The following is a 17,945-nucleotide window of genomic DNA, read 5'->3' as shown; positions in this document are numbered from 1 at the left end:
GGGCGGGACGCGGTGCGCGCCGGGATGGTCCCGGCGCGCACCGGGTCAGCGTGCAGTCACTCGACGAGGTCGCCGAGGAGGCCCAGCGCCTCGTCCCACGCCTCGTCGGCGTCGGCCTCACCGCGGTCGAGCTTGTCGAGCGCCGGGCCGAACACGTTCTCCTGGATCACCGAGTCGTCCGGGCCCTTGAACTGCGCCTGCACGCCCTTGGCGCGCTCGGCGAGGATCGCCCCCGTCGGCGCCCCGCCGAAGAACTCGTTCGGCGTCGCATCGGCGGCGAGCGTCTCCTGTGCCTCGACGGTCGATGGGAAGTTGCCAGCGGCCGTCGCCTGCTTCACCTGCTGCTCGGGCTGCGTCAGCCAGTCTGCGAGCTCGGCCGCCGCCTCCTTGTGCATGCTGCTCTCGGGGATGGACAGCCAGGCGCCGCCCCAGTTGCCGGCTCCGCCGGGGAACACATCGGCGAAGTCCCAGCCGGTGTCGGCGTCGCCGCCGCCTGCCTCGATCTGGCCCTGCACGACGCCGAGCATCCAGCCCGGGCAGACGTAGGTGGCGAAGGTGCCGTCGACGAACGACCTGCCCCCGTTCCAGTCCCACTCGGTCTGCGCGGCCGACTGGCCGCCCTCGACCGCCGCGGCGAGCAGGTCGAAGCGCTCGCGGAGCTCGCTGTTGCCGTCGATGTTGAGCTCGCCGTCCGCGGTGTAGTACCCCTCGGCGAGCTGGTTCACCATCGAGTTCCAGACGAAGCCCGACTGGTCGAACCAGGCCTTGTCGCTCGCGTCGGTGTACTGCTGTCCGACCTCGAAGTAGTGTGCCCAATCGCCCTCGAGCAGCTCCGCGACCTCGTCGCGATCCGTCGGCAGGCCCGCGGCCTCGAAGGCGGGCTTGTTGTAGCAGATGCCCGCCGGCCCCACGTCGGTTCCGTAGCCGATCACGCGGCCGTCGGGGTCGGTCGCGCCGTCGTACTTCCACGGCACCCAGTCGTCCTTCCGATCGGCGATGCCGTGCTCGGTGAGGTCGACGAACTCGGTCGAGACCTCCATCACGGCGCCGATCCACCCTTCCTCGATCGCGACGATGTCGGAGGCGCCCGAGCCGGCCGCCAGCTTGGTGAACAGGTCGGTGCGGGCGTTTCCGCCCGTGTCGATGTTCGTGGCCTCGATCGTCACGTTCGGATTCGCGGCCTCGTACTCCTCGTACAGTCCGTCGTAGCCGAAGGTTCCGAAGGTGGTGATGGTGAGGGTGATGTCCTCGTCGGATCCGGATCCGGATCCGTCCGATCCGTCGGCGGCTGGGGAGCAGCCGGCGAGAGCGAGGGCTCCGGCTGCCGTCGCGGCGATGCCGACGGCCGTCTTGCGCAGGGCACGTGTTGACACGGTGTCCACTCCTTCGTGGTGGGTGGTGGGACAGCATGGGAGCGCTCCCATGGCTGAGTGGAAGACTAGTGGGAGCGCTCTCAAGGTGTCAAGCGCCCACTCTCCCCCAACACGATGCAGTCGATTCGGGCGGGACCGTTGCGCCAGGGGCCGGAGAGACGGTCACCGCCCTGTTTTGACTGCGTTGTGCCACGGGTCGAGGATGGACGAGTGCACGCACTCCTCTCGCGGATCCACGCCGACGCCGCGGCGAGCGGGTTCGCCCTCGACGACGGGCAGATCGCGGCCGTCGAGGCGGTGGCCGGATCGGAGCGCGGCGTCTACATCCACGGGCCCGTGGGGCGCGGGAAGTCGTGGCTCGCCGACGCGTACTTCCGTCACGCGCCATATGCGAGCAAGCGGCGCGTGCACTTCCACGGCTTCCTCGACGAGCTGCACCGCGCGGCGTTCGCGCGACAGACCGCGGTGCGGGAGCGGCGAGAGGAGCGAACGCGCGCCGAGTTCGGTGCGATCGCCCGCCCCGCCGCTGGCGACACCGCCGGACGCCGACCCGCCGACCCACCGATCCCCGCCGCCCCTGTCGTGATCACGACCGGGCCGGAGTCCGCGGCGGACGTGCTCACCGCAGCCCCGTCACGCCCCTCCGCGGATCCGATCGGCGCGGCGCTCGACGACGTCGTCGGCGATGCCGAGCTGCTCGTGTTCGACGAGTTCCACGTCCACGATCCGGGCGATGCGCGGCTGCTCACCCGCCTCGTCGAGCACGCGATCGAGCACGGGATCCGCATCGTCGCGACCTCGAACTACGCCCCCGCCGATCTGCTCCCCGACCCCGTCTGGCACCACATCGCCGAACCGGGGATCCGCCTCATCGAGAGCCACATGCACCATGTGCACCTCGACGGAGGAGCCGACTATCGCGCGTCCGCCCCGACCGCCACCGGCTTCGCGGGCGGATCCTGGACGACCGAGCGCCCGATGCCGCCCTCGGGAGCGACGACGCTGACGGTCCGCGACCGCGAGTTCGCCGTGACGGCGGCCGCGGCCCACGAGCTCTGGATCACGTTCGACGAGCTGTGCGCGCAGGCGACGTCGACGATCGAGTACCTCGACTGGGTACGCCGGTTCGGGCGCTGGGTGATCCTCGACGTCCCTCCGCTCGACACCGCGCCGGCGGGCGCGCAGCAGCGGTTCATCAACGCGATCGATGTCCTCGTCGATGCGGATGTGCCGACGGCCATCAGCTCGGCTGTGCCGTTCGAGGAGTTCGCCGCGTCCGCCGCCGAGCGCCCCGACGCGGCCCGCCTGATCAGCCGGCTCTCGCTGCTGCGCTGAGGGCGGAGGGGATCGGCCGCGCACGGACGGAGGACTCCGGTGTGCGGATCGCCTACTCCCCGCGCTGCGCCCGACGGCGGGCGATCTCCTCGCGCAGCTTCGCCTCGCGCTCCTCGCGCTCGAGGTCGGCGAGCTGCTGCTCGGTCGTGCGCGTGTCGACGGCCCGACGCGGCGGCGCCATGCGCTCGGGGTATCGCGTCGTCTGCACCTGGCGCGGCGCATATTCGCGGCCGAGGATCCACCACAGCACACTGCCGATGAACGGCAGCAGGATCACGACGATCAGCCACACGACCTTCGGCATGAATCGGATGCCGCCTTCGGGGCGCCGGATGATGTCGACGAGGGTCGCGACGAGGATCGCGAGATTCACGAGGGCGATCAGGATCGGCATAGTCGAATCGTATGGGGGCCGGGCGCGTGCGCACCAGTGTCGCGGAGCCCCGCACGGGCGCGGGGCGCGAGGCGGATAGAATCGACGAGCACACCCGCCCGCGACATCCGGAGCTCACTTATGCCCACCATCGTCGTCGACGTCATGCCCAAGGCCGAGCTGCTGGATCCGCAGGGCAAGGCCGTCACCGGATCCCTGGACCGCCTCGGTCACGGGCGCTTCCAGAACGTGCGCATCGGCAAGCGCGTCGAGATGACCGTCGAGGGCGAGGTCACGGACGAGATCCTCGCCGAGGCGAAGACCGTCGCCGACGAGGTCCTCTCGAACTCGGTCATCGAGGACGTCGTGCGCATCGAGGTGGTCGAGTGACCGCCCGCATCGGCGTCGTCACCTTCCCGGGGTCGCTCGACGACCGCGACGCGCAGCGTGCCGTGCGGGTCGCGGGGGCCGAACCCGTCGCCCTGTGGCACGGATCCCACGACCTCGACGGCGTCGACGCCGTGATCCTCCCGGGCGGCTTCTCCTACGGCGACTACCTGCGCGCCGGCGCGATCGCCGCCCTCGCGCCGATCATGGCCGAGGTGAAGGACGCCGCGGGCCGCGGCATGCCGGTCCTCGGCATCTGCAACGGCTTCCAGATGCTCGTCGAGGCGCACCTGCTGCCGGGCGGACTGATCCGCAATGCGCACCAGCAGTTCATCCGCCGCGACCAGAAGCTCGAGGTCGTGAACGCCGACACCGCGTGGACGGGAGCGTTCGCGGCCGGCCAGGAGATCGTCATCCCGCTGAAGAACGCCGACGGCGGCTTCACGGCCGACGCCGAGACCCTCGCGCGCATCGAGGGCGACGGGCTCGTGGCGTTCCGCTACCGCGGCGTGAACCCCAACGGATCCCTGAACGAGATCGCGGGCCTCACGAACGAGCGCGGCAACGTGGTCGGCCTCATGCCCCACCCGGAGCACGCGGTCGAGCCGGGCTTCGGACCGGACACGTCCGCCGCGATGCGCTCCGGCGTCGACGGCCTCGGGTTCTTCCAGAGCGCCGTGACGTCGCTCGCCACCACCGCGGCCTGATCCGTCTCACCGACAGCGCCCCGCCGGATCCGGTGGGGCGCTGTCGCGTCCGGCGGAAGCCCACCTCCACCAACACAATGCAGTCAATCCGAGCCGAACCACGGGAACACGCCGGGTTTCCGCGCCGATACTTCAGGATCGACTGCATTGTGTTGCGAGCCCGCCCGATCTCCGTCGCGCCGCACCCCGCTCCGCGCAGCCACGCCCCGTCAACACAATGCAGTCATTCCGCCGCCGTGAGCCCCTGAACGGCCGAAATCCGGCGCTCCCCCGCCGCATCGACTGCGTCGTGTTGGGAGGGGCGGCGGTAACGTGGGCCGGGTGACCGATCTGACGCTCCTCGTCCCCACACAGCAGCTCGCCGACGACATCCGTGGCCTCCTGGATCCGTCGATCGAGGCCGACATCGCCGTCTGGGACGGCGCCGAGGCGCCCCCGCGCGATCGGGTCGACCTCGTCGTCCCGCCCTACCTGAAGCAGGGCAGGGCGCTGCGCGCACTCGCCGATGTCCGTCCCCGGCTCGTGCAGGGCCAGTCGATCGGGTTCGACGGCGTCGACCAGGTGCTCCCCGAGGGCCTCGTCTACGCGAACGCGTCGAGCGTGCACGAGACCGCGACCGCAGAGCTCGCGATCGGGCTCATGCTCGTCGCACAACGCGGCCTGGCCGACGCCGTGCGCAACCAGGACCGAGGCGAGTGGCAGCCCGCCTGGACCGACGGACTCGCGGATCGCCGCGTCGTGCTGCTCGGCTACGGCGGCGTCGGCCAGGCGATCGCCGCGCGCCTGAGCGGGTTCGAGGCCGACCTCGTCCCCGTCGCGTCGCGCGCCCGCGACGAAGACGGCGTACACGTGCACGGGATCGACGAGCTCGGCGGCCTGCTCGCCGGCGCCGACATCCTGGTCAACGCACTTCCCGGTGGGCCCGCCACGCGCCACATCGTCGGCGACGCCGCCCTCGCGGCGCTGCCCGATGGCGCCCTCGTCGTGAACGTCGGACGCGGCACCAGCGTCGACACCGACGCGCTCGTCGAGCATGTGCGCCGCGGGCGGATCCGCGTCGCGAGCGACGTGTTCGACCCCGAGCCCCTTCCGGCGGGCCATCCGCTGTGGACGCTCGACGGCGTGTTCATCACGCCGCACACGGGCGGCCTCTCGAGCGCCATGCGCCCCCGCGTCGCGAAGCTCGTCGCGGAGCAGGCCGCCCGCCTCGCCCGCGGCGAGGATCCGATCAACGTCGTGATCGGCGGCTGAACGCGCGCACCGCCGTCGCTCCTCGGGGACGCCCGCGATCCGTACGTCACGCCGGCGCCACCCGAAACCCCACGACACCCCTCTTCAACAGGCATAGACTTGTCCCACCAGATCCATTCATACGGATGGAATATTGGGCTCTCGAAGGAGAACGATCATGGGATTCACGGGCAAGGTCGCGCTGGTCACGGGAGGCGGCTCCGGCATCGGCGAGGCGACCGCCAAGGAGCTCGCGTCGCTCGGCGCGAAGGTCGTCGTCACCGACATCAAGTTCGCCGCGGCGCAGCGCGTCGTCGACGAGATCACGCAGGCCGGCGGCGAGGCCGCGGCGTTCGAGGGCAACACGGCCGTGGCGGCCGACAGCGAGAGGGCCGTCGCCTTCGCGACGGAGACCTACGGCAAGCTGAACTACGCCTTCAACAACGCGGGGATCGGCGGCGCGAGCGCGCCGATCGGCGAGATGGACATCGACGCGTGGGACACGGTCGTCGGCATCAACCTCAACGGCGTCGCCTACGGCATGCGCTACCAGGTGCCCGCCATCCTCGAAGCCGGGGCCGACGAAGGCGCCATCGTCAACATGGCGTCGATCCACGGCACCGTCGCAGCGATCGGCAACGGCGCGTACACCGCGACGAAGCACGCGGTCGTCGGCATCACGAAGAACGCGGCCGCCGAGTACGGCCCGCAGGGCCTGCGCATCAACGCCGTCGGCCCGGGCTACATCGACACGCCCCTGCTCGCCGGCGCCCCCGCCGAGGTCATGGAGGCGCTCGTGTCGAAGCACCCGCTCGGCCGCCTCGGCCGCGCCGACGAGATCGCGAAGGTCGTCCGCTTCCTCCTCAGCGAGGACGCATCGTTCGTCACGGGCGCGTACTACCTGATCGACGGCGGGTACACGACCGTCTGACTCGCGCCCTCCGCCCTTGCGGCCCCCAGCCGGCGTGGTCGTCTTCCTCATCGCCGGCAGCACCCGGGAGGCGAGCTGCGCGTGCGACGCGAGGCGACGATGTTCAGCGCACGCGAGTGACCTCGACGGACACCGACAGGGCGGAGGACCCGCCCGACGAGTAGATCCCGCGAAGCGGGGGGCAGTCCGGATAGGCGCGCCCTCGTGCGACGACGACGTGCCGCTCGGCCGGGACGAGGTCGTTCGTCGGGTCGAAGGACGTCCATACGCCATCCCACCATTCGACCCACGCGTGCGACTCGCCGGCGACGAGCTCGCCGATGATCGGCACCGGGCTCGGGTGGAGGTATCCCGAGACGTATCGAGCCGGGATCCCCGCCGTGCGCAGGACGCCGATCATCAGGTGCGCAAGATCCTGACACACGCCGGCCTGCGTGGACCAGGCGTCGGCCGCCGTCGTCGAGACCGTCGTCGCGCCGGGCAGGTAGGCGACCCGATCGTGCAGGAAGCGGGCGACTGCTCGCGCGTATTCACTCGGTGTCCCGCTCCGTTCCCGCAGCTCAGCGACCTCGGCCAGAAGGTCCAGGGGCGGGCGCACCCACTCGTCGACTTCGAGGAACTCGCAGAGCGTCTCCGCCACGGCGACCATCGCCGCCCAGGGGCGATTCTTCGGAGTCGAACCCCGCCGGGTGGTCTCGACGAGGGAGTGCGCGACGACGGTCAGAGCGAGATGCGGCTCGTGGACTTCGAAGGCCGTCACCGTTGTTCCCCAGTAGTCGGAGTACTGGGTGGACCACGGCACGGGAAGCACCTCGAACGTCCCGCGCAGCAGTGTCTGCTGCGGCGTCGTCGCGGGGAGCATCCGGGCCTCGTTGTACGACGCCACGGCCTCGTCCGCGTAGTCGAAGCCCGTCGTGTGGCGTATGCGCAGCTGCATATCGGGTCACATCCGTTCGTCGTTCACAGGGTCGACTCGCCGACCCAGCTGAGCGCCTCGGCGCGAGAGAAGTACCTGCGTGTCACGACCTCACTGGCGGTCGCACAGGAGCGCTGCAGCCGCTCCATGCCGAGCGGGAGGTCGGCGAGGGTCTCGCCGAGCGGGCTGTACTCCAGCTCGGCGCGCGCCCTGCCGAGGAGGCGTCGCGCCTCGTCTCCGACGCCCGTGCGCGCGATGCCGGCGTCCAGCGTGGCGAGAGACGCCTCCGCCTTCGCCAGCGAGTAGACGATCGACCGTGGGAACAGACGATCGAGAAGCAGGAACTCGGCCGCCTCACGGTCGGTCTCACGTCCGCGGTACGCGCGCAGGAACGCCTCATACGCGCCGCACGACCGGAGCGTCGTCGGCCACGTCACCTGATGTTCGGACGAGAGAGAGGCCGCCGACAGCAGTCGCGCCGTCATGTCGACCCGTTCGATGCTGCGGCCGAGCGAGTAGAACTGCCACCCCTCGTCGCGGGGCATCGTCGCGTCGGCGACGCCGGCGATCATCGCGGCCTGCGTGCGCGCTGTCCGGAACAGCTCGGCCGGGCGCATCGACCGCGACCGACGGAGAGTCCACCACGTCGCATTGATCGCTGCCCAGAAGTCGGTGGAGATCGTCTCCCGCACGCGGCGGGCGCTCTCCCGTGCCGCGTCGACCGCGCTCGCGATCGACGCGGGCGAGTCGGTTCCGTAGGCGAGCATCTCGAGGATCATGCGCCTGTCCGCGCCGTCGAAGGGCCCGTCGACTCCCATGACCGCGAGAAGATGCTCGCACGAGAGACGCTCGTCGATCGTCGCGTCCTCGACGAGCAGCTGCGTCTGCACGTCGAGGATGCGCGCCGTGTCGTCGGCCCTCTCGAGATAGCGGCCGATCCAGAACAGGGACTCGGCGATTCGGCTCAGCACGACGGTCTCCTCTCGGATTCCTGCTGCTGTTGCAGCTCCGCCGAGAAGTGCCCCCTTGCATTCGCGGGGCCGGTCGACGGCGCGACGGGAATCGCGCTCGTCACCGGCTCGCTCTCTCGGCGTCTGCTCGTCTGTTCGACGGCATGATCGCCGGGAGCGGCGAGCACCCAGGTGTCCTTCGACCCTCCGCCGCGACTCGAGTTGACGATCAGCTCACCCTCAGGAAGAGCGACGCGCGTGAGCCCTCCGGGCAGCACGTCGACACGGTCTCTCGAGTTCACGGCGAAGGGACGCAGGTCGACGTGGCGGGGCCGGATACCGTCCTCGACGAGCGTGGGAACCGTGGACAGCGAGATGACCGGCTGAGCGATCCACGCCCGAGGATCGGCGAGGATCCGCGCGCGCAGCGCGACGAGCTCCGATCTGCTCGCCGCGGGGCCGATGACGATGCCCTTCCCTCCAGCACCGTCGACGGGCTTCAGCACGAGCTCATCGAGACGATCGAGGACCTCCTCGCGCTGCTCACGTTCGCCGAGCCGCCACGTGTCGACGTTGCGGAGCACGGGCTCCTCGCCGAGGTAGTACCGGATGAAGTCGGGCACGTAGGTGTACACGAGCTTGTCGTCGGCGACGCCGTTGCCGACGGCGTTCGCGATCGTCACATTGCCAGCGCGCGCCGCGTTCACGATGCCGGGCACGCCCAGTGCCGAATCGGGCCGGAACTGGAGCGGATCGAGGAACTCGTCGTCGACGCGCTTGTAGATGACGTGCACCGGCGCGAGCCCGGTGGTCGTCCGCATCATGACGTGGCCGGAACGACACACGAGATCGCGCCCCTCGACGAGCTCGACACCCATCGTGCGCGCCAGCAGCGTGTGCTCGAAGTAGGCGGAGTTGTAGACACCCGGGGTGAGCACGACGACCGTGGGGTCGGTCACGCCGTCGGGAGCCGCGGCGCGGAGCGCCCGGAGCAGAGCCTGCGAGTACTGTGCGACGGGACGGATCCGGTGGTCGGCGAACACCTCTGGAATCGCGCTCGACAGCGCCTGCCGGTTCGTCATGACGTAGGACACACCCGACGGGATGCGCACATTGTCCTCCAGGACGCGGAACGCACCGTCTCCGTCGCGGATGAGGTCGATCCCCGCGACGTGGATCCGTACGCCGCCCGGCGCGTCGATGCCTGCGACCTGCCGGTGGTAGTGCGGCGACGTCATCACGGTCGAGCGCGGCACGACACCGTCGCGGAACGCGTCGCCCGGCCCGTAGACGTCCGCGAGGAACGCCTCGAGCGCGCGCACGCGCTGCTGCACGCCGATGTCGATGTCCGACCAGTCCTCGGCCGCGATGATGCGCGGCACGATGTCGAGCGGGAACGGTCGCTCCTCGCCCGCGACGCCGAACGTGACGCCCTGTTCGAGGTAGGACGACGCGCTCGCGTCAGCCCTCCTGCGGACCTCGTCGGGCGACATGGCCGCGAACGAGTCGTGCACGCGGCCGTAGGTCGGTCGCACCGCCGCCCCATCGAACATCTCGTCGTAGCCGGCATCGGCGACCTGGTCGACGTAGGCGCCGAAGAGCGCCTCCTCGCTCACGCGATCCCTCACGATCGCGCGAGCTCGTGCTCGGCGGCGCGGTCCTCCCAGAACACCGCCCCGCTGATGCCGACCTCGCGCGGATCGAACACCGGATCGAGTCCCAGTCTCTTCTGCCGCTCGTAGTCGCGCAGGACGGCGAACGCGGGCTTCTGCAGGATGAGGATGCCGATGATGTTCAGCCAGGCCATCAGCCCGACGCCGATGTCGCCGAGTGTCCACGCGTCGCCAGCCGTCGTCATGCATCCGTATGCGGAAGCCGCGAGGACCAGAGCCTGGAGGGCGAGTGTCGCCAGCCGGCCGATCGACACGCGGCCCAGTCCGATGACCGGGGCGGCGGCGAAGCGCCCGACGAGGAACCGCAGATTCGTCTCGGCCATGTAGTAGTACGCCACGATCGTGGTGAAACAGAAGAACGCGAGCGACAGTGCGATGAAGGTCGCCCCGACACCGGGGAACAGGCTGTCGAACGCGGTCTGCGTGTACTCCGGGCCGACGGACGCCCCCGGGGACAGCGCCCCGCCATCGGCGATCACGGCCCCGTCGTCGGATCCACCCTCGAACACCTGGTATGCGCCGGTGCTCAGGATGAGGAAGCCCGTCGCGGAGCAGACGAAGAGGGTGTCGACGTACACGGCGAATGCCTGCACGAGACCCTGCTTCGCGGGATGCGAGACCTCGGCGGCAGCAGCTGCGTGCGGGCCCGTCCCCTGCCCGGCCTCGTTCGAGTAGACGCCGCGCTTGACACCCCACATCACGGCGAGGCCGATGATGGAGCCGAACACGGAATGCAGACCGAACGCGCTCGCGAACACGTCCGCGACGACCGATGGGATCCGGTCGGCGTTGACGACGACGACCACGAGCGCGAGCACCACATAGGCGACCGCCATGAACGGCACGACGATCGTCGCGAACGATGCGATCCGCTTCACTCCCCCGATCACGACGAACGCGAGCACGATCACGACCGCGATCGCCACCGACCATGCGGGGACGCCCCATGCGTTCGTCATGGCGGCCGTCATGGAGTTCGCTTGGACGCCGGGAAGCAGCAGCCCGCAGGCGAGAAGTGTCACGGCGGCGAACAGGAAGCCGTAGGCCGAGAGGATCCGTGCGCCCCGTCGATGGGCGAAGGCCTGCCGGAGATAATAGGCCGGGCCGCCCCGATACTCGCCGGTCAGCGGGTCGCGCGTCTTGTACAGCTGCCCCAGCGTGGATTCGACGAACGACGTCGATGCCCCGAGGAACGCGACCATCCACATCCAGAACATCGCTCCGGGACCACCGAACGCGATGGCCGTCGCGACACCTGCGATGTTCCCCGTCCCCACGCGCCCCGCGAGCGACATCGCGAGCGCCTGGAACGACGAGACCCCGGACTCAGACCTCTTCCCCCGCGCGAGCAGCCGGAACATCTCGGGGAGATGCCGCACCTGGACGAAGCGAGAGCGAACGGAAAAGTACACTCCCGCCGCGAGACAGAGATAGACGAGCCAGTCACTCCAGACGATCTCGCTGATCGTGCTGAGCGCTTCGGACATGGCTTCTCCTTCGTTCGGCCTCACACCAGATGCCGAGGAGCCTGTCAGCCGTTCGTCACGCACGTGTTTCGCCCTGTTTTCCTGACGAGGCGAATCCGCGCGTCACGCAGTGTGTGTCGGCGTCACACCCCGCGCTGTGCGTCCATGCCCATGCGGGCGAGGACGGTCGTCTCGAGGATCTGCACGAGGTTGTAGAGCACGAGCGCAACGGCCGTCGTGACCGCCACGGCGGCCCACACCTCGGTGAACTTCGCCTGGGTGATGGCTCCCGACAGGGATCCGCCGATGCCGTCGCCCGTCGCGAGCCACTCCGCAAGGAGGGCGCCCGTGAAGGCACCGGGCACGGAGATCCGCACGGCCGCGAAGAACGCGGGAAGCGAGGTCGGCAGCGCCACCTTGACGAGCTGGGTGACGGGGCCGCCGCCGTAGACGGCGATGAGGTCGTTCATCTGCGGCGATGCCGAGCGCAGCCCGAAGACGATGTTCACGAGCGCGGGGAACAGCACGACGATCGCGCCGATCACGGCGACGCCGAGCACGGAGCGCCCGAAGATCAGCGTGATCACGGGTGCCATCGCGACGAGCGGCACCGACCGCAGGAGCATCGCGAGCGGCATGAGCGCCGCCTCGATGCCGCGCGACAGCTGGAACAGCAGCGCCACGACGAGCGCGACGACGAGGCCCGCGACGAATCCGATGAACGCGTGCCCCAGCGTCACGCCAAGGCGTCCGAAGACGAGCGCGCGATTCTCGCCCGCATCGTCATCGCGCGTGAACCACTGCCAGACGTCGAGCGGACCCTTGCCCACGTATTCGGTCACACCGAAGACCGCGAGAAGCGCCTGCCAGAGCACGAGCACGACCGCGATCATGAGGGCGAACAGCGCGAGGCTGCGGCCGAGGGCGACCCACGTCGCGCGCGTGCGCGCCCGGCGCATCTCGCGCTCGAGGGCGCCTTCCTGCACGGCGGCGCTCATGCCGAGACCCCCTTCGACCAGGGCGCGACGCCGCGGGCGACGAGGCCGAGGATCCCGTAGCCCGCGAGCGCGGCGATCCCGGATGCGAGCGCGAGCGCCCACACCAGCGGCGCGTCGACGTTCGTCTGCGCGATCATCATCGCGCGGCCGACGCCCGCTTCGACCTTGCCGAAGAACTCGCCGAGCACGGCGCCGAGGAACGCGGCGGGGACCGCGATCTGCAGGGCGCCCAGGATCGCGGGGACGGCCGAGATGAGCCGCACCTTGCGCAGCTGCGTGAAGCGGGATCCGCCGTACACCGTGATGACGTCGAGCACGCTGCGCTCGGCGGTCTTCAACCCGAGAAGGGCGCCGACGACCGTCGTGAAGAACACGCTGAGGCCCGCGAGGACGATGGGGGTGAGCGCAGGCTCGCCCGCGTCAGGGATGGGGGTCATCACGATGAGCACGGCACCCATCGCGACGATCGGGATGCAGTAGGTGATCGTCGCGATCTGCACGACGATCCCCTCGATCGCGGGGAGCACGAGCACGACACCCGCGAAGACGAGCGCGAGCGCGTTGCCGACGACGTACCCGATGCCCGCCTCCGCGAGCGAGACGCCGAAGTGGCGGCCGAAGTACTCGGCGCCCGCCGACAGGGCCGCCGCAACGACATCCTGCGGGTAGGGGACCGCGTCGGCCTTGCTCGCCGGGGCGGACGGGTCGGCTGCGACGCCGACGCGCCACAACCACGCCGCGAGCAACCACAGTGCGACGATCGCCGCGGCGCCGAGTGCCGACGTCGCCCACGCGGGGAACCGCCCCTGTCGCTCAGAAGTCATCGTCGGTGGGACCGTCGGATCCGAACAGCAGGTCGGACGCCTCGTCCACGTACGCGTGGAACTCAGGGCTCCGCATCATCTCGGGCGTGCGCGGGCGCGGCAGGTCGATGTCCATGACCGCCTTGATGCGGCCGGGCCGCGGGCTCATCACGGCGACCTTGTCGCTGAGGAAGATCGCCTCGGAGATGCCATGCGTCACGAGGAGCGTCGTCGCCGGCTTCGACGACCAGATGCGCAGCAGCTCGAGGTTGAGGCGCTGGCGCGTCATGTCGTCCAGCGCGCCGAACGGCTCGTCGAACAGCAGCACCTCGGGCTTCATGATCAGCGAGCGCGCGATCGACACGCGCTGGCGCATGCCGCCGGACAGCTGCGCGGGCTTCGCCTTCTCGAAGCCCTTCAGGCCGACGAGGTCGATCATCTCTGCGACGTAGTCTCGGTCGACGGGAGCCCCGGCGACCTCGAACGGCAGCTGGATGTTGGCCTGCACGCTTCGCCACGGCAGGAGCGCCGCGTCCTGGAACGCGATGCCGAGCTTGCCCGCCTTGCGGAGCTCCTTCGGCGAGTGCCCGTCGACGCGCGTCGTCCCGCTCGTCGGATCCTCGAGTCCCGCGAGGATCCGGAGGATCGTCGACTTGCCGCAGCCCGACGGGCCGAGGAGCGACAGGAACGTGCCCTGCTCCGTGTGCAGATGGGCGGCCTGCAGCGCGATCGTCTCGCGACGACCGGAGCGGAACACCTTGTTCAGGCCCTCGATGTGGAGGCCGGTGCCCATCTCGCCCCGGGCACCGGCCTGTGTCGCGTCAGCCACGCTGATTACTCCGCGGCCGCCGCGAGGTCGGCGCCGAGCGCCGCGTAGTCGACGAGCTCGGGGTTCTCCTCGTAGACCTCGTCGAGGAGCGAGAGGTCGAAGAGATCCTCGGCGGCGACCTCGTGGCCGGCCGTCGCGAGGCTGTCGATCGTCTGCTGCTGCAGCTCGTCCGTCACGGTGAACAGGCCGTTCGCCTCGGTGTCCTCGCTGACGATGAGCTCGAGCTGCGCCTGCATGCCCGCCTGCGTCTTGACGGGGTCGAGGTCGGTGCCGAACTCGTCGACGACGAGGTCCGCCGCCGCCTCGGGGTCGTTCAGAACCTGCGCCCAGCCCTTGATCTCGGCGACGAGGAAGTCCTTGACGAGCTCGCGGTTCTCGGCGAGGAACTGATCGGTCACGGTGAACGTCTCGACGACGAACGGCATGCCGTTGTCGGCGAAGGTGAGGTTCGTGATCTCGTTGCCCGCGAGCTCGACCGTGAGCGCCTCGTTGGTCGTGTACGCGAAGAAGCCGTCGACCTCGCCGTTCGTCAGGGGCGACGGGTCGAACTGCACGGGCACGACCTCGAGCTCGGACTCGTCGATGCCGTTCGCGTCGAGGAGCGCCTGGAACAGCGCCGCGTTCGAGTCCTGCACGCCGATCCTCTTGCCCGCGAGGTCGTCCACGGTCTCGATGTTCCCGCCGTCGGCGAGCGAGAGGATCGTGAACGGGCTCTTCTGGAACGTCGCGCCGACGATCGTGAGCGGGGCGTCCTCGTTCGCGATCGCCGCACCCGTGACGATCGCATCGTTGATGGCGATGTCGAGCTGGCCCGAGAGCAGTCCCGCGACGCCCGTGTCGGGGCCGTCGATGAGGTCGACGGCGCCGAAGCCGGCCTCCTCGTAGTAGCCGTACTTCGTGGCGTAGAACTCGCCGGCGAACTCTTCGTTCTTGATCCACGACTGCTGCACGGCGATGTCGCCATGGCCCGCGGACTCGTCGTCGCCGTCGCCGCCAGCGGATCCGCCGCATGCTGTCAGGGCGAGTGTGCCGGCCGCGAGGATGGCGCCGGTCGCGAGGCCGCGACGCGCGAAGGTGCTGTTTGTGCTCATTGCTGTGTTCTCCAGTTTCACCGCACGCCGGATGCTCGGGATGCGGGTCGGGGATGGATGTTGCGGGATCGACGCCGATGGCGCGACACCCGTCCATTCTTCCCGGCCCGGCCTGGGTATCCTCCGGCATCGAGATTGCGCGGGTGTTACGGGATGGAGGGAGTCAGCGCGAGTAGAGGCCCACGACGCGATTCTGCTCGATGACCGCGTCGGCGTAGTCACGAAGGAACTCCTCGCGGGTCGGCTCGCCCGCGACGGGGCGGCTCAGGGCGTAGACCCAGAAGTAGTAGCTGTGGTCGCCGTGGCCGGGAGGGGGCAGCGGGCCCGAGTAGCCCGCCTCGCCCTTCGTCGTGATGCCCTCGCGGCCGATGTCCGCGGCGATCGTCGTCGCGTCGGCGGGGATCCCGAACAGCGTCCAGTGCGTCCAGCCGTGCGGGATCGGCGCGTCCGGGTCGTGGCAGATGAGGGCGAGCTCGACCGCGTCGGCGGGGACGCCCGTCACCTCGATGACGGGCGCGACGTCCTCGTGCTCCGCCGTGAAGCGGTCGGGCATGCGCGTGCGGTCGCCGAAATCGGGGCTCGAGACGGCGATCGTGCCGGGAAAGGCCATGGGGTGCTCCTTTGTCGTCGTGAAGAGGATCCGTCTCGATCCTCGCGCGCTCGCGCCTCCGCGTCGAGGCGCGAAACAGGTTCGCCATCGACTCTTCGTAGCATGGAGTCTCCCCGCACCGCCGCCGTCGCCTTCCAGAGCGACGAGAACTCGGAGACCAGACCATGGGCATCACTCGCCTCGACTCGGCACGACGCCACCTCCTGCTCATGCTCGTCCTGACATTCTCGACCGGCATGATCGACGCGATCGGCTACCTCGGCCTCGACCGCGTGTTCACGGCGAACATGACGGGCAACATCGTCATCCTCGGCATGGGCCTCGTCGGCGCCTCGGATCTGCCCGTGCTCGGCCCCGCGCTCGCGCTCGTCGCCTTCGTCATCGGCGCCGCCTTCGCGGGCCGCGTGCTGCGGCGAGCGCGCGCCGGCTGGAGCGGGCTCACGACGACGGCGTTCGGCATCACGGGCGGCATGGTTCTCGCGCTCGGCATCGCGACGCTCGTCGCGCCGCCCGTCGAGCACACGGTCTGGGGCTTCGTCGTCACCGGAGCGCTCGGCCTCGCCATGGGGCTGCAGGCCGCGTGCGCGCGACGGCTCGGAGTGAAGGACGTCACGACCGTCGTCGTCACCTCGACCCTGACGGGCTTCGCCGCCGACTCGCGCCTCGCGGGCGGGACGAGCGAGAACTGGGGCCGGCGCCTGCTCGCGCTCGTCCTCATGCTCGTCGGCGCCGCGGCCGGCGCGGGCCTGCTGCTCTGGGTCAACTTCGGCACGGGCCTCATCGTGGCGGGCGGCATCGTGCTCGCGGCGGCGCTCGTCGGCCACATCGACCGCCGCGCCGACTGATCCCCGCGGCGCCCCATCGCGCGCTCGGTTGTCGCCGCACGGAAACGGCGCCGTAACCACTCGATCGTAGGTTCGACGCAGGCTGACGCCTCGTCGGCCTGCATCGAATGGGAGAACTGCATGAAGGCACTGCGGAATCCGGCCGTCCAGATCGGCATCGGGGCGATCCTGGGGATCGTGTTCGGGCTCGTCGTCGGCGAGTGGGCTGAGAACGTCGGATTCGTCGGAGACCTGTTCATCCGCCTCATCCAGATGTCGATCGTCCCCCTCGTGATGGCCTCCGTCATCGTCGCGACCGGTGGGATGTCGGGCAGGGGCACCGGTTCGCTCATGGCGCGGACCTTCGCCTGGATCCTCGGCTTCTCGGTCATCGCGGCGGTCGTCGCGTGGGGGCTCGCTGAGCTGCTGCGGCCCGGCGCCGGCATGGAGTTCCACGGCGAGCTCGACCCGACTCTCGAGGAGTCGGCCGGTCAGGCCACGGGCTGGCAGGACACGCTCGTCGGTTTCGTCTCGACGAACATCTTCGGATCGATGTCGACGGCCGCGATGGTGCCGATCGTCGTCTTCGCGCTCGTGTTCGGCGTCGCACTCGGTGCGTACGTCCGGAAGTCGGGCAACCGCCTCGTGCTGGACGTCGCCGACCAGGTGCAGCAGGTCGTGCTGACGATGATCCGGCTCGTGATGCGCATCGCGCCGATCGGCGTCTTCTGCCTGCTCGCGGATCTCGCCGGCACCGTCGGCTTCGCGGTCGTCACCTCGGCGCTCGCGTACCTCGGCACGACCCTCCTCGGCGTCGTCGCCATGACGGTGATCATGGTCGCGGTCGTCAGCGCGGTCACTCGCCTCAGCCCGTGGCGGCTCCCGCGGAAGCTCGCCGCGCAGACCGTCGTCGCCGTCACGACGACGAGCTCCGCCATCACCTTCCCCACCGTGCTGCGCGACGCGGTCGAGAAGGTGGGCGTCAGCCGTCGCGTCGCGAACTTCACCCTGTCGGTCGGCATGACGATGGGATCGTGCGGCGCCGTCCTCAACTACACGATCGTCGTGCTGTTCCTCGCCCAGGCGGGCGGGATCCAGCTTGAGCCGGGCCAGATCATCCTCGGGATGGTGCTCGCGATCCTGCTCAACATCGGCACGATCACCGTGCCCGGCGGCTTCCCCGTCGTCGGCATGTTCCTCGCGACGTCGCTCGGGCTCCCCTTCGAAGCCGTCGGCCTGCTGATCGCGGTGGACTGGTTCACCGGCATCCTGCGGACATTCCTCAACGTCAACGGCGACACGTTCGTGGCCATGCTCGTCGCCCACGCGACGAACGAGATCGACCGCGACGTCTACGACGAGAAGAAGACGGTCACGACGGAAGAGGTCGACGTCGCGGCCATGGAGAAGGAGTTCGAGCGGGCCGACGACCTCGACTGAGCGTCGGGG

18 protein-coding genes are annotated in these 17,945 nt (G+C 69.9%); 7 read left to right on the top strand and 11 right to left on the bottom strand.

What is annotated here, in order from left to right; translation table 11 throughout:
- Positions 1–56: 56 nt before the first annotated feature.
- A complete protein-coding gene (locus tag GB932_RS00570; protein WP_231915936.1) occupies positions 57–1,373 on the bottom strand; it encodes an ABC transporter substrate-binding protein in 1,317 nt (438 codons plus the stop codon).
- Positions 1,374–1,583: 210 nt separating this feature from the next.
- On the opposite strand from GB932_RS00570, the gene zapE reads away from it, so the two are divergent.
- Positions 1,584–2,708 carry a cell division protein ZapE gene (zapE, locus tag GB932_RS00565; RefSeq protein WP_197517180.1) on the top strand — a complete coding sequence of 375 codons (1,125 nt, stop codon included), beginning with the start codon at positions 1,584–1,586 and terminating at the stop codon, positions 2,706–2,708.
- A gap of 52 nt (positions 2,709–2,760) precedes the next feature.
- Here the strand turns inward: zapE and GB932_RS00560 are convergent, their stop codons facing one another.
- Positions 2,761–3,102: a PLD nuclease N-terminal domain-containing protein gene (locus GB932_RS00560; protein WP_156758854.1), complete on the bottom strand. Its 342-nt coding sequence runs from the start codon at positions 3,100–3,102 to the stop codon at positions 2,761–2,763.
- A 120-nt stretch (positions 3,103–3,222) separates the two neighbouring features.
- On the opposite strand from GB932_RS00560, the gene purS reads away from it, so the two are divergent.
- The 4 genes from purS (at position 3,223) to GB932_RS00540 (ending at position 6,336) form a co-directional block, all read left to right on the top strand.
- Positions 3,223–3,471: a phosphoribosylformylglycinamidine synthase subunit PurS gene (gene purS, locus GB932_RS00555; RefSeq protein WP_156758853.1), complete on the top strand. Its 249-nt coding sequence runs from the start codon at positions 3,223–3,225 to the stop codon at positions 3,469–3,471.
- A complete protein-coding gene (gene purQ, locus GB932_RS00550) occupies positions 3,468–4,175 on the top strand; it encodes a phosphoribosylformylglycinamidine synthase subunit PurQ (RefSeq protein WP_156758852.1) in 708 nt (235 codons plus the stop codon). Before purS ends, purQ begins: the two co-directional genes overlap by 4 nt.
- A gap of 321 nt (positions 4,176–4,496) precedes the next feature.
- Positions 4,497–5,426, top strand: coding sequence for a 2-hydroxyacid dehydrogenase (locus tag GB932_RS00545; protein WP_156758851.1), 930 nt, complete (start codon positions 4,497–4,499; stop codon positions 5,424–5,426).
- A gap of 157 nt (positions 5,427–5,583) precedes the next feature.
- On the top strand, positions 5,584–6,336 hold the full coding sequence (locus GB932_RS00540) for an SDR family NAD(P)-dependent oxidoreductase (protein WP_156758850.1): 753 nt from the start codon (positions 5,584–5,586) through the stop codon (positions 6,334–6,336).
- Positions 6,337–6,439: 103 nt separating this feature from the next.
- Here the strand turns inward: GB932_RS00540 and GB932_RS00535 are convergent, their stop codons facing one another.
- From GB932_RS00535 to GB932_RS00495, 9 genes are all read right to left on the bottom strand, one after another.
- On the bottom strand, positions 6,440–7,273 hold the full coding sequence (locus GB932_RS00535) for a transglutaminase family protein (protein ID WP_156758849.1): 834 nt from the start codon (positions 7,271–7,273) through the stop codon (positions 6,440–6,442).
- A 23-nt stretch (positions 7,274–7,296) separates the two neighbouring features.
- Positions 7,297–8,223: an alpha-E domain-containing protein gene (locus GB932_RS00530; protein WP_156758848.1), complete on the bottom strand. Its 927-nt coding sequence runs from the start codon at positions 8,221–8,223 to the stop codon at positions 7,297–7,299.
- A complete protein-coding gene (locus tag GB932_RS00525) occupies positions 8,217–9,755 on the bottom strand; it encodes a circularly permuted type 2 ATP-grasp protein (RefSeq protein ID WP_156758892.1) in 1,539 nt (512 codons plus the stop codon). The genes GB932_RS00530 and GB932_RS00525 overlap by 7 nt, the downstream gene beginning before the upstream one ends.
- Before the next feature lie 71 nt (positions 9,756–9,826).
- Positions 9,827–11,362 (bottom strand): alanine/glycine:cation symporter family protein, encoded by a 1,536-nt coding sequence (locus GB932_RS00520; RefSeq protein ID WP_156758847.1) that lies wholly within the window; start codon positions 11,360–11,362, stop codon positions 9,827–9,829.
- Between the two features lie 122 nt (positions 11,363–11,484).
- Complete coding sequence (locus GB932_RS00515; protein ID WP_231915935.1) at positions 11,485–12,339, bottom strand: ABC transporter permease; 855 nt, start codon at positions 12,337–12,339, stop codon at positions 11,485–11,487.
- Entirely contained in the window at positions 12,336–13,163 is an 828-nt protein-coding gene (locus tag GB932_RS00510; RefSeq protein WP_156758846.1) for an ABC transporter permease, read from the bottom strand. The genes GB932_RS00515 and GB932_RS00510 overlap by 4 nt, the downstream gene beginning before the upstream one ends.
- Complete coding sequence (locus GB932_RS00505; RefSeq protein WP_156758890.1) at positions 13,153–13,935, bottom strand: ABC transporter ATP-binding protein; 783 nt, start codon at positions 13,933–13,935, stop codon at positions 13,153–13,155. The genes GB932_RS00510 and GB932_RS00505 overlap by 11 nt, the downstream gene beginning before the upstream one ends.
- Positions 13,936–13,976: 41 nt before the next feature.
- Complete coding sequence (locus GB932_RS00500) at positions 13,977–15,062, bottom strand: ABC transporter substrate-binding protein (RefSeq protein ID WP_156758845.1); 1,086 nt, start codon at positions 15,060–15,062, stop codon at positions 13,977–13,979.
- A gap of 163 nt (positions 15,063–15,225) precedes the next feature.
- On the bottom strand, positions 15,226–15,672 hold the full coding sequence (locus tag GB932_RS00495) for a YbhB/YbcL family Raf kinase inhibitor-like protein (RefSeq protein ID WP_156758844.1): 447 nt from the start codon (positions 15,670–15,672) through the stop codon (positions 15,226–15,228).
- Positions 15,673–15,836: 164 nt separating this feature from the next.
- Here GB932_RS00495 and GB932_RS00490 point away from each other — a divergent pair, with 164 nt between their 5' ends.
- Together GB932_RS00490 and GB932_RS00485 are read left to right on the top strand one after the other, a co-directional pair.
- A complete protein-coding gene (locus GB932_RS00490) occupies positions 15,837–16,517 on the top strand; it encodes a YoaK family protein (protein ID WP_156758843.1) in 681 nt (226 codons plus the stop codon).
- A gap of 120 nt (positions 16,518–16,637) precedes the next feature.
- A complete protein-coding gene (locus GB932_RS00485; RefSeq protein ID WP_156758842.1) occupies positions 16,638–17,936 on the top strand; it encodes a dicarboxylate/amino acid:cation symporter in 1,299 nt (432 codons plus the stop codon).
- Positions 17,937–17,945 lie beyond the last annotated feature (9 nt).

This window comes from Microbacterium karelineae (assembly GCF_009745985.1).
Taxonomy (GTDB): domain Bacteria; phylum Actinomycetota; class Actinomycetes; order Actinomycetales; family Microbacteriaceae; genus Microbacterium; species Microbacterium karelineae.
This window is presented reverse-complemented; position numbering and strand designations above follow the sequence as displayed.

What these genes read in the sequence shown, in the direction of transcription:
- GB932_RS00495 (WP_156758844.1), bottom strand. Translation starts at nt 15,672, where the DNA reads ATGGCCTTTCCCGGCACGATCGCCGTCTCGAGCCCCGATTTCGGCGAC.
- GB932_RS00500 (WP_156758845.1), bottom strand. Translation starts at nt 15,062, where the DNA reads ATGAGCACAAACAGCACCTTCGCGCGTCGCGGCCTCGCGACCGGCGCC.
- GB932_RS00525 (WP_156758892.1), bottom strand. Translation starts at nt 9,755, where the DNA reads ATGTTCGATGGGGCGGCGGTGCGACCGACCTACGGCCGCGTGCACGAC.
- GB932_RS00510 (WP_156758846.1), bottom strand. Translation starts at nt 13,163, where the DNA reads ATGACTTCTGAGCGACAGGGGCGGTTCCCCGCGTGGGCGACGTCGGCA.
- GB932_RS00535 (WP_156758849.1), bottom strand. Translation starts at nt 7,273, where the DNA reads ATGCAGCTGCGCATACGCCACACGACGGGCTTCGACTACGCGGACGAG.
- GB932_RS00540 (WP_156758850.1), top strand. Translation starts at nt 5,584, where the DNA reads ATGGGATTCACGGGCAAGGTCGCGCTGGTCACGGGAGGCGGCTCCGGC.
- GB932_RS00490 (WP_156758843.1), top strand. Translation starts at nt 15,837, where the DNA reads ATGGGCATCACTCGCCTCGACTCGGCACGACGCCACCTCCTGCTCATG.
- GB932_RS00515 (WP_231915935.1), bottom strand. Translation starts at nt 12,339, where the DNA reads ATGAGCGCCGCCGTGCAGGAAGGCGCCCTCGAGCGCGAGATGCGCCGG.
- purS (WP_156758853.1), top strand. Translation starts at nt 3,223, where the DNA reads ATGCCCACCATCGTCGTCGACGTCATGCCCAAGGCCGAGCTGCTGGAT.
- GB932_RS00485 (WP_156758842.1), top strand. Translation starts at nt 16,638, where the DNA reads ATGAAGGCACTGCGGAATCCGGCCGTCCAGATCGGCATCGGGGCGATC.
- GB932_RS00520 (WP_156758847.1), bottom strand. Translation starts at nt 11,362, where the DNA reads ATGTCCGAAGCGCTCAGCACGATCAGCGAGATCGTCTGGAGTGACTGG.
- GB932_RS00560 (WP_156758854.1), bottom strand. Translation starts at nt 3,102, where the DNA reads ATGCCGATCCTGATCGCCCTCGTGAATCTCGCGATCCTCGTCGCGACC.
- GB932_RS00505 (WP_156758890.1), bottom strand. Translation starts at nt 13,935, where the DNA reads ATGGGCACCGGCCTCCACATCGAGGGCCTGAACAAGGTGTTCCGCTCC.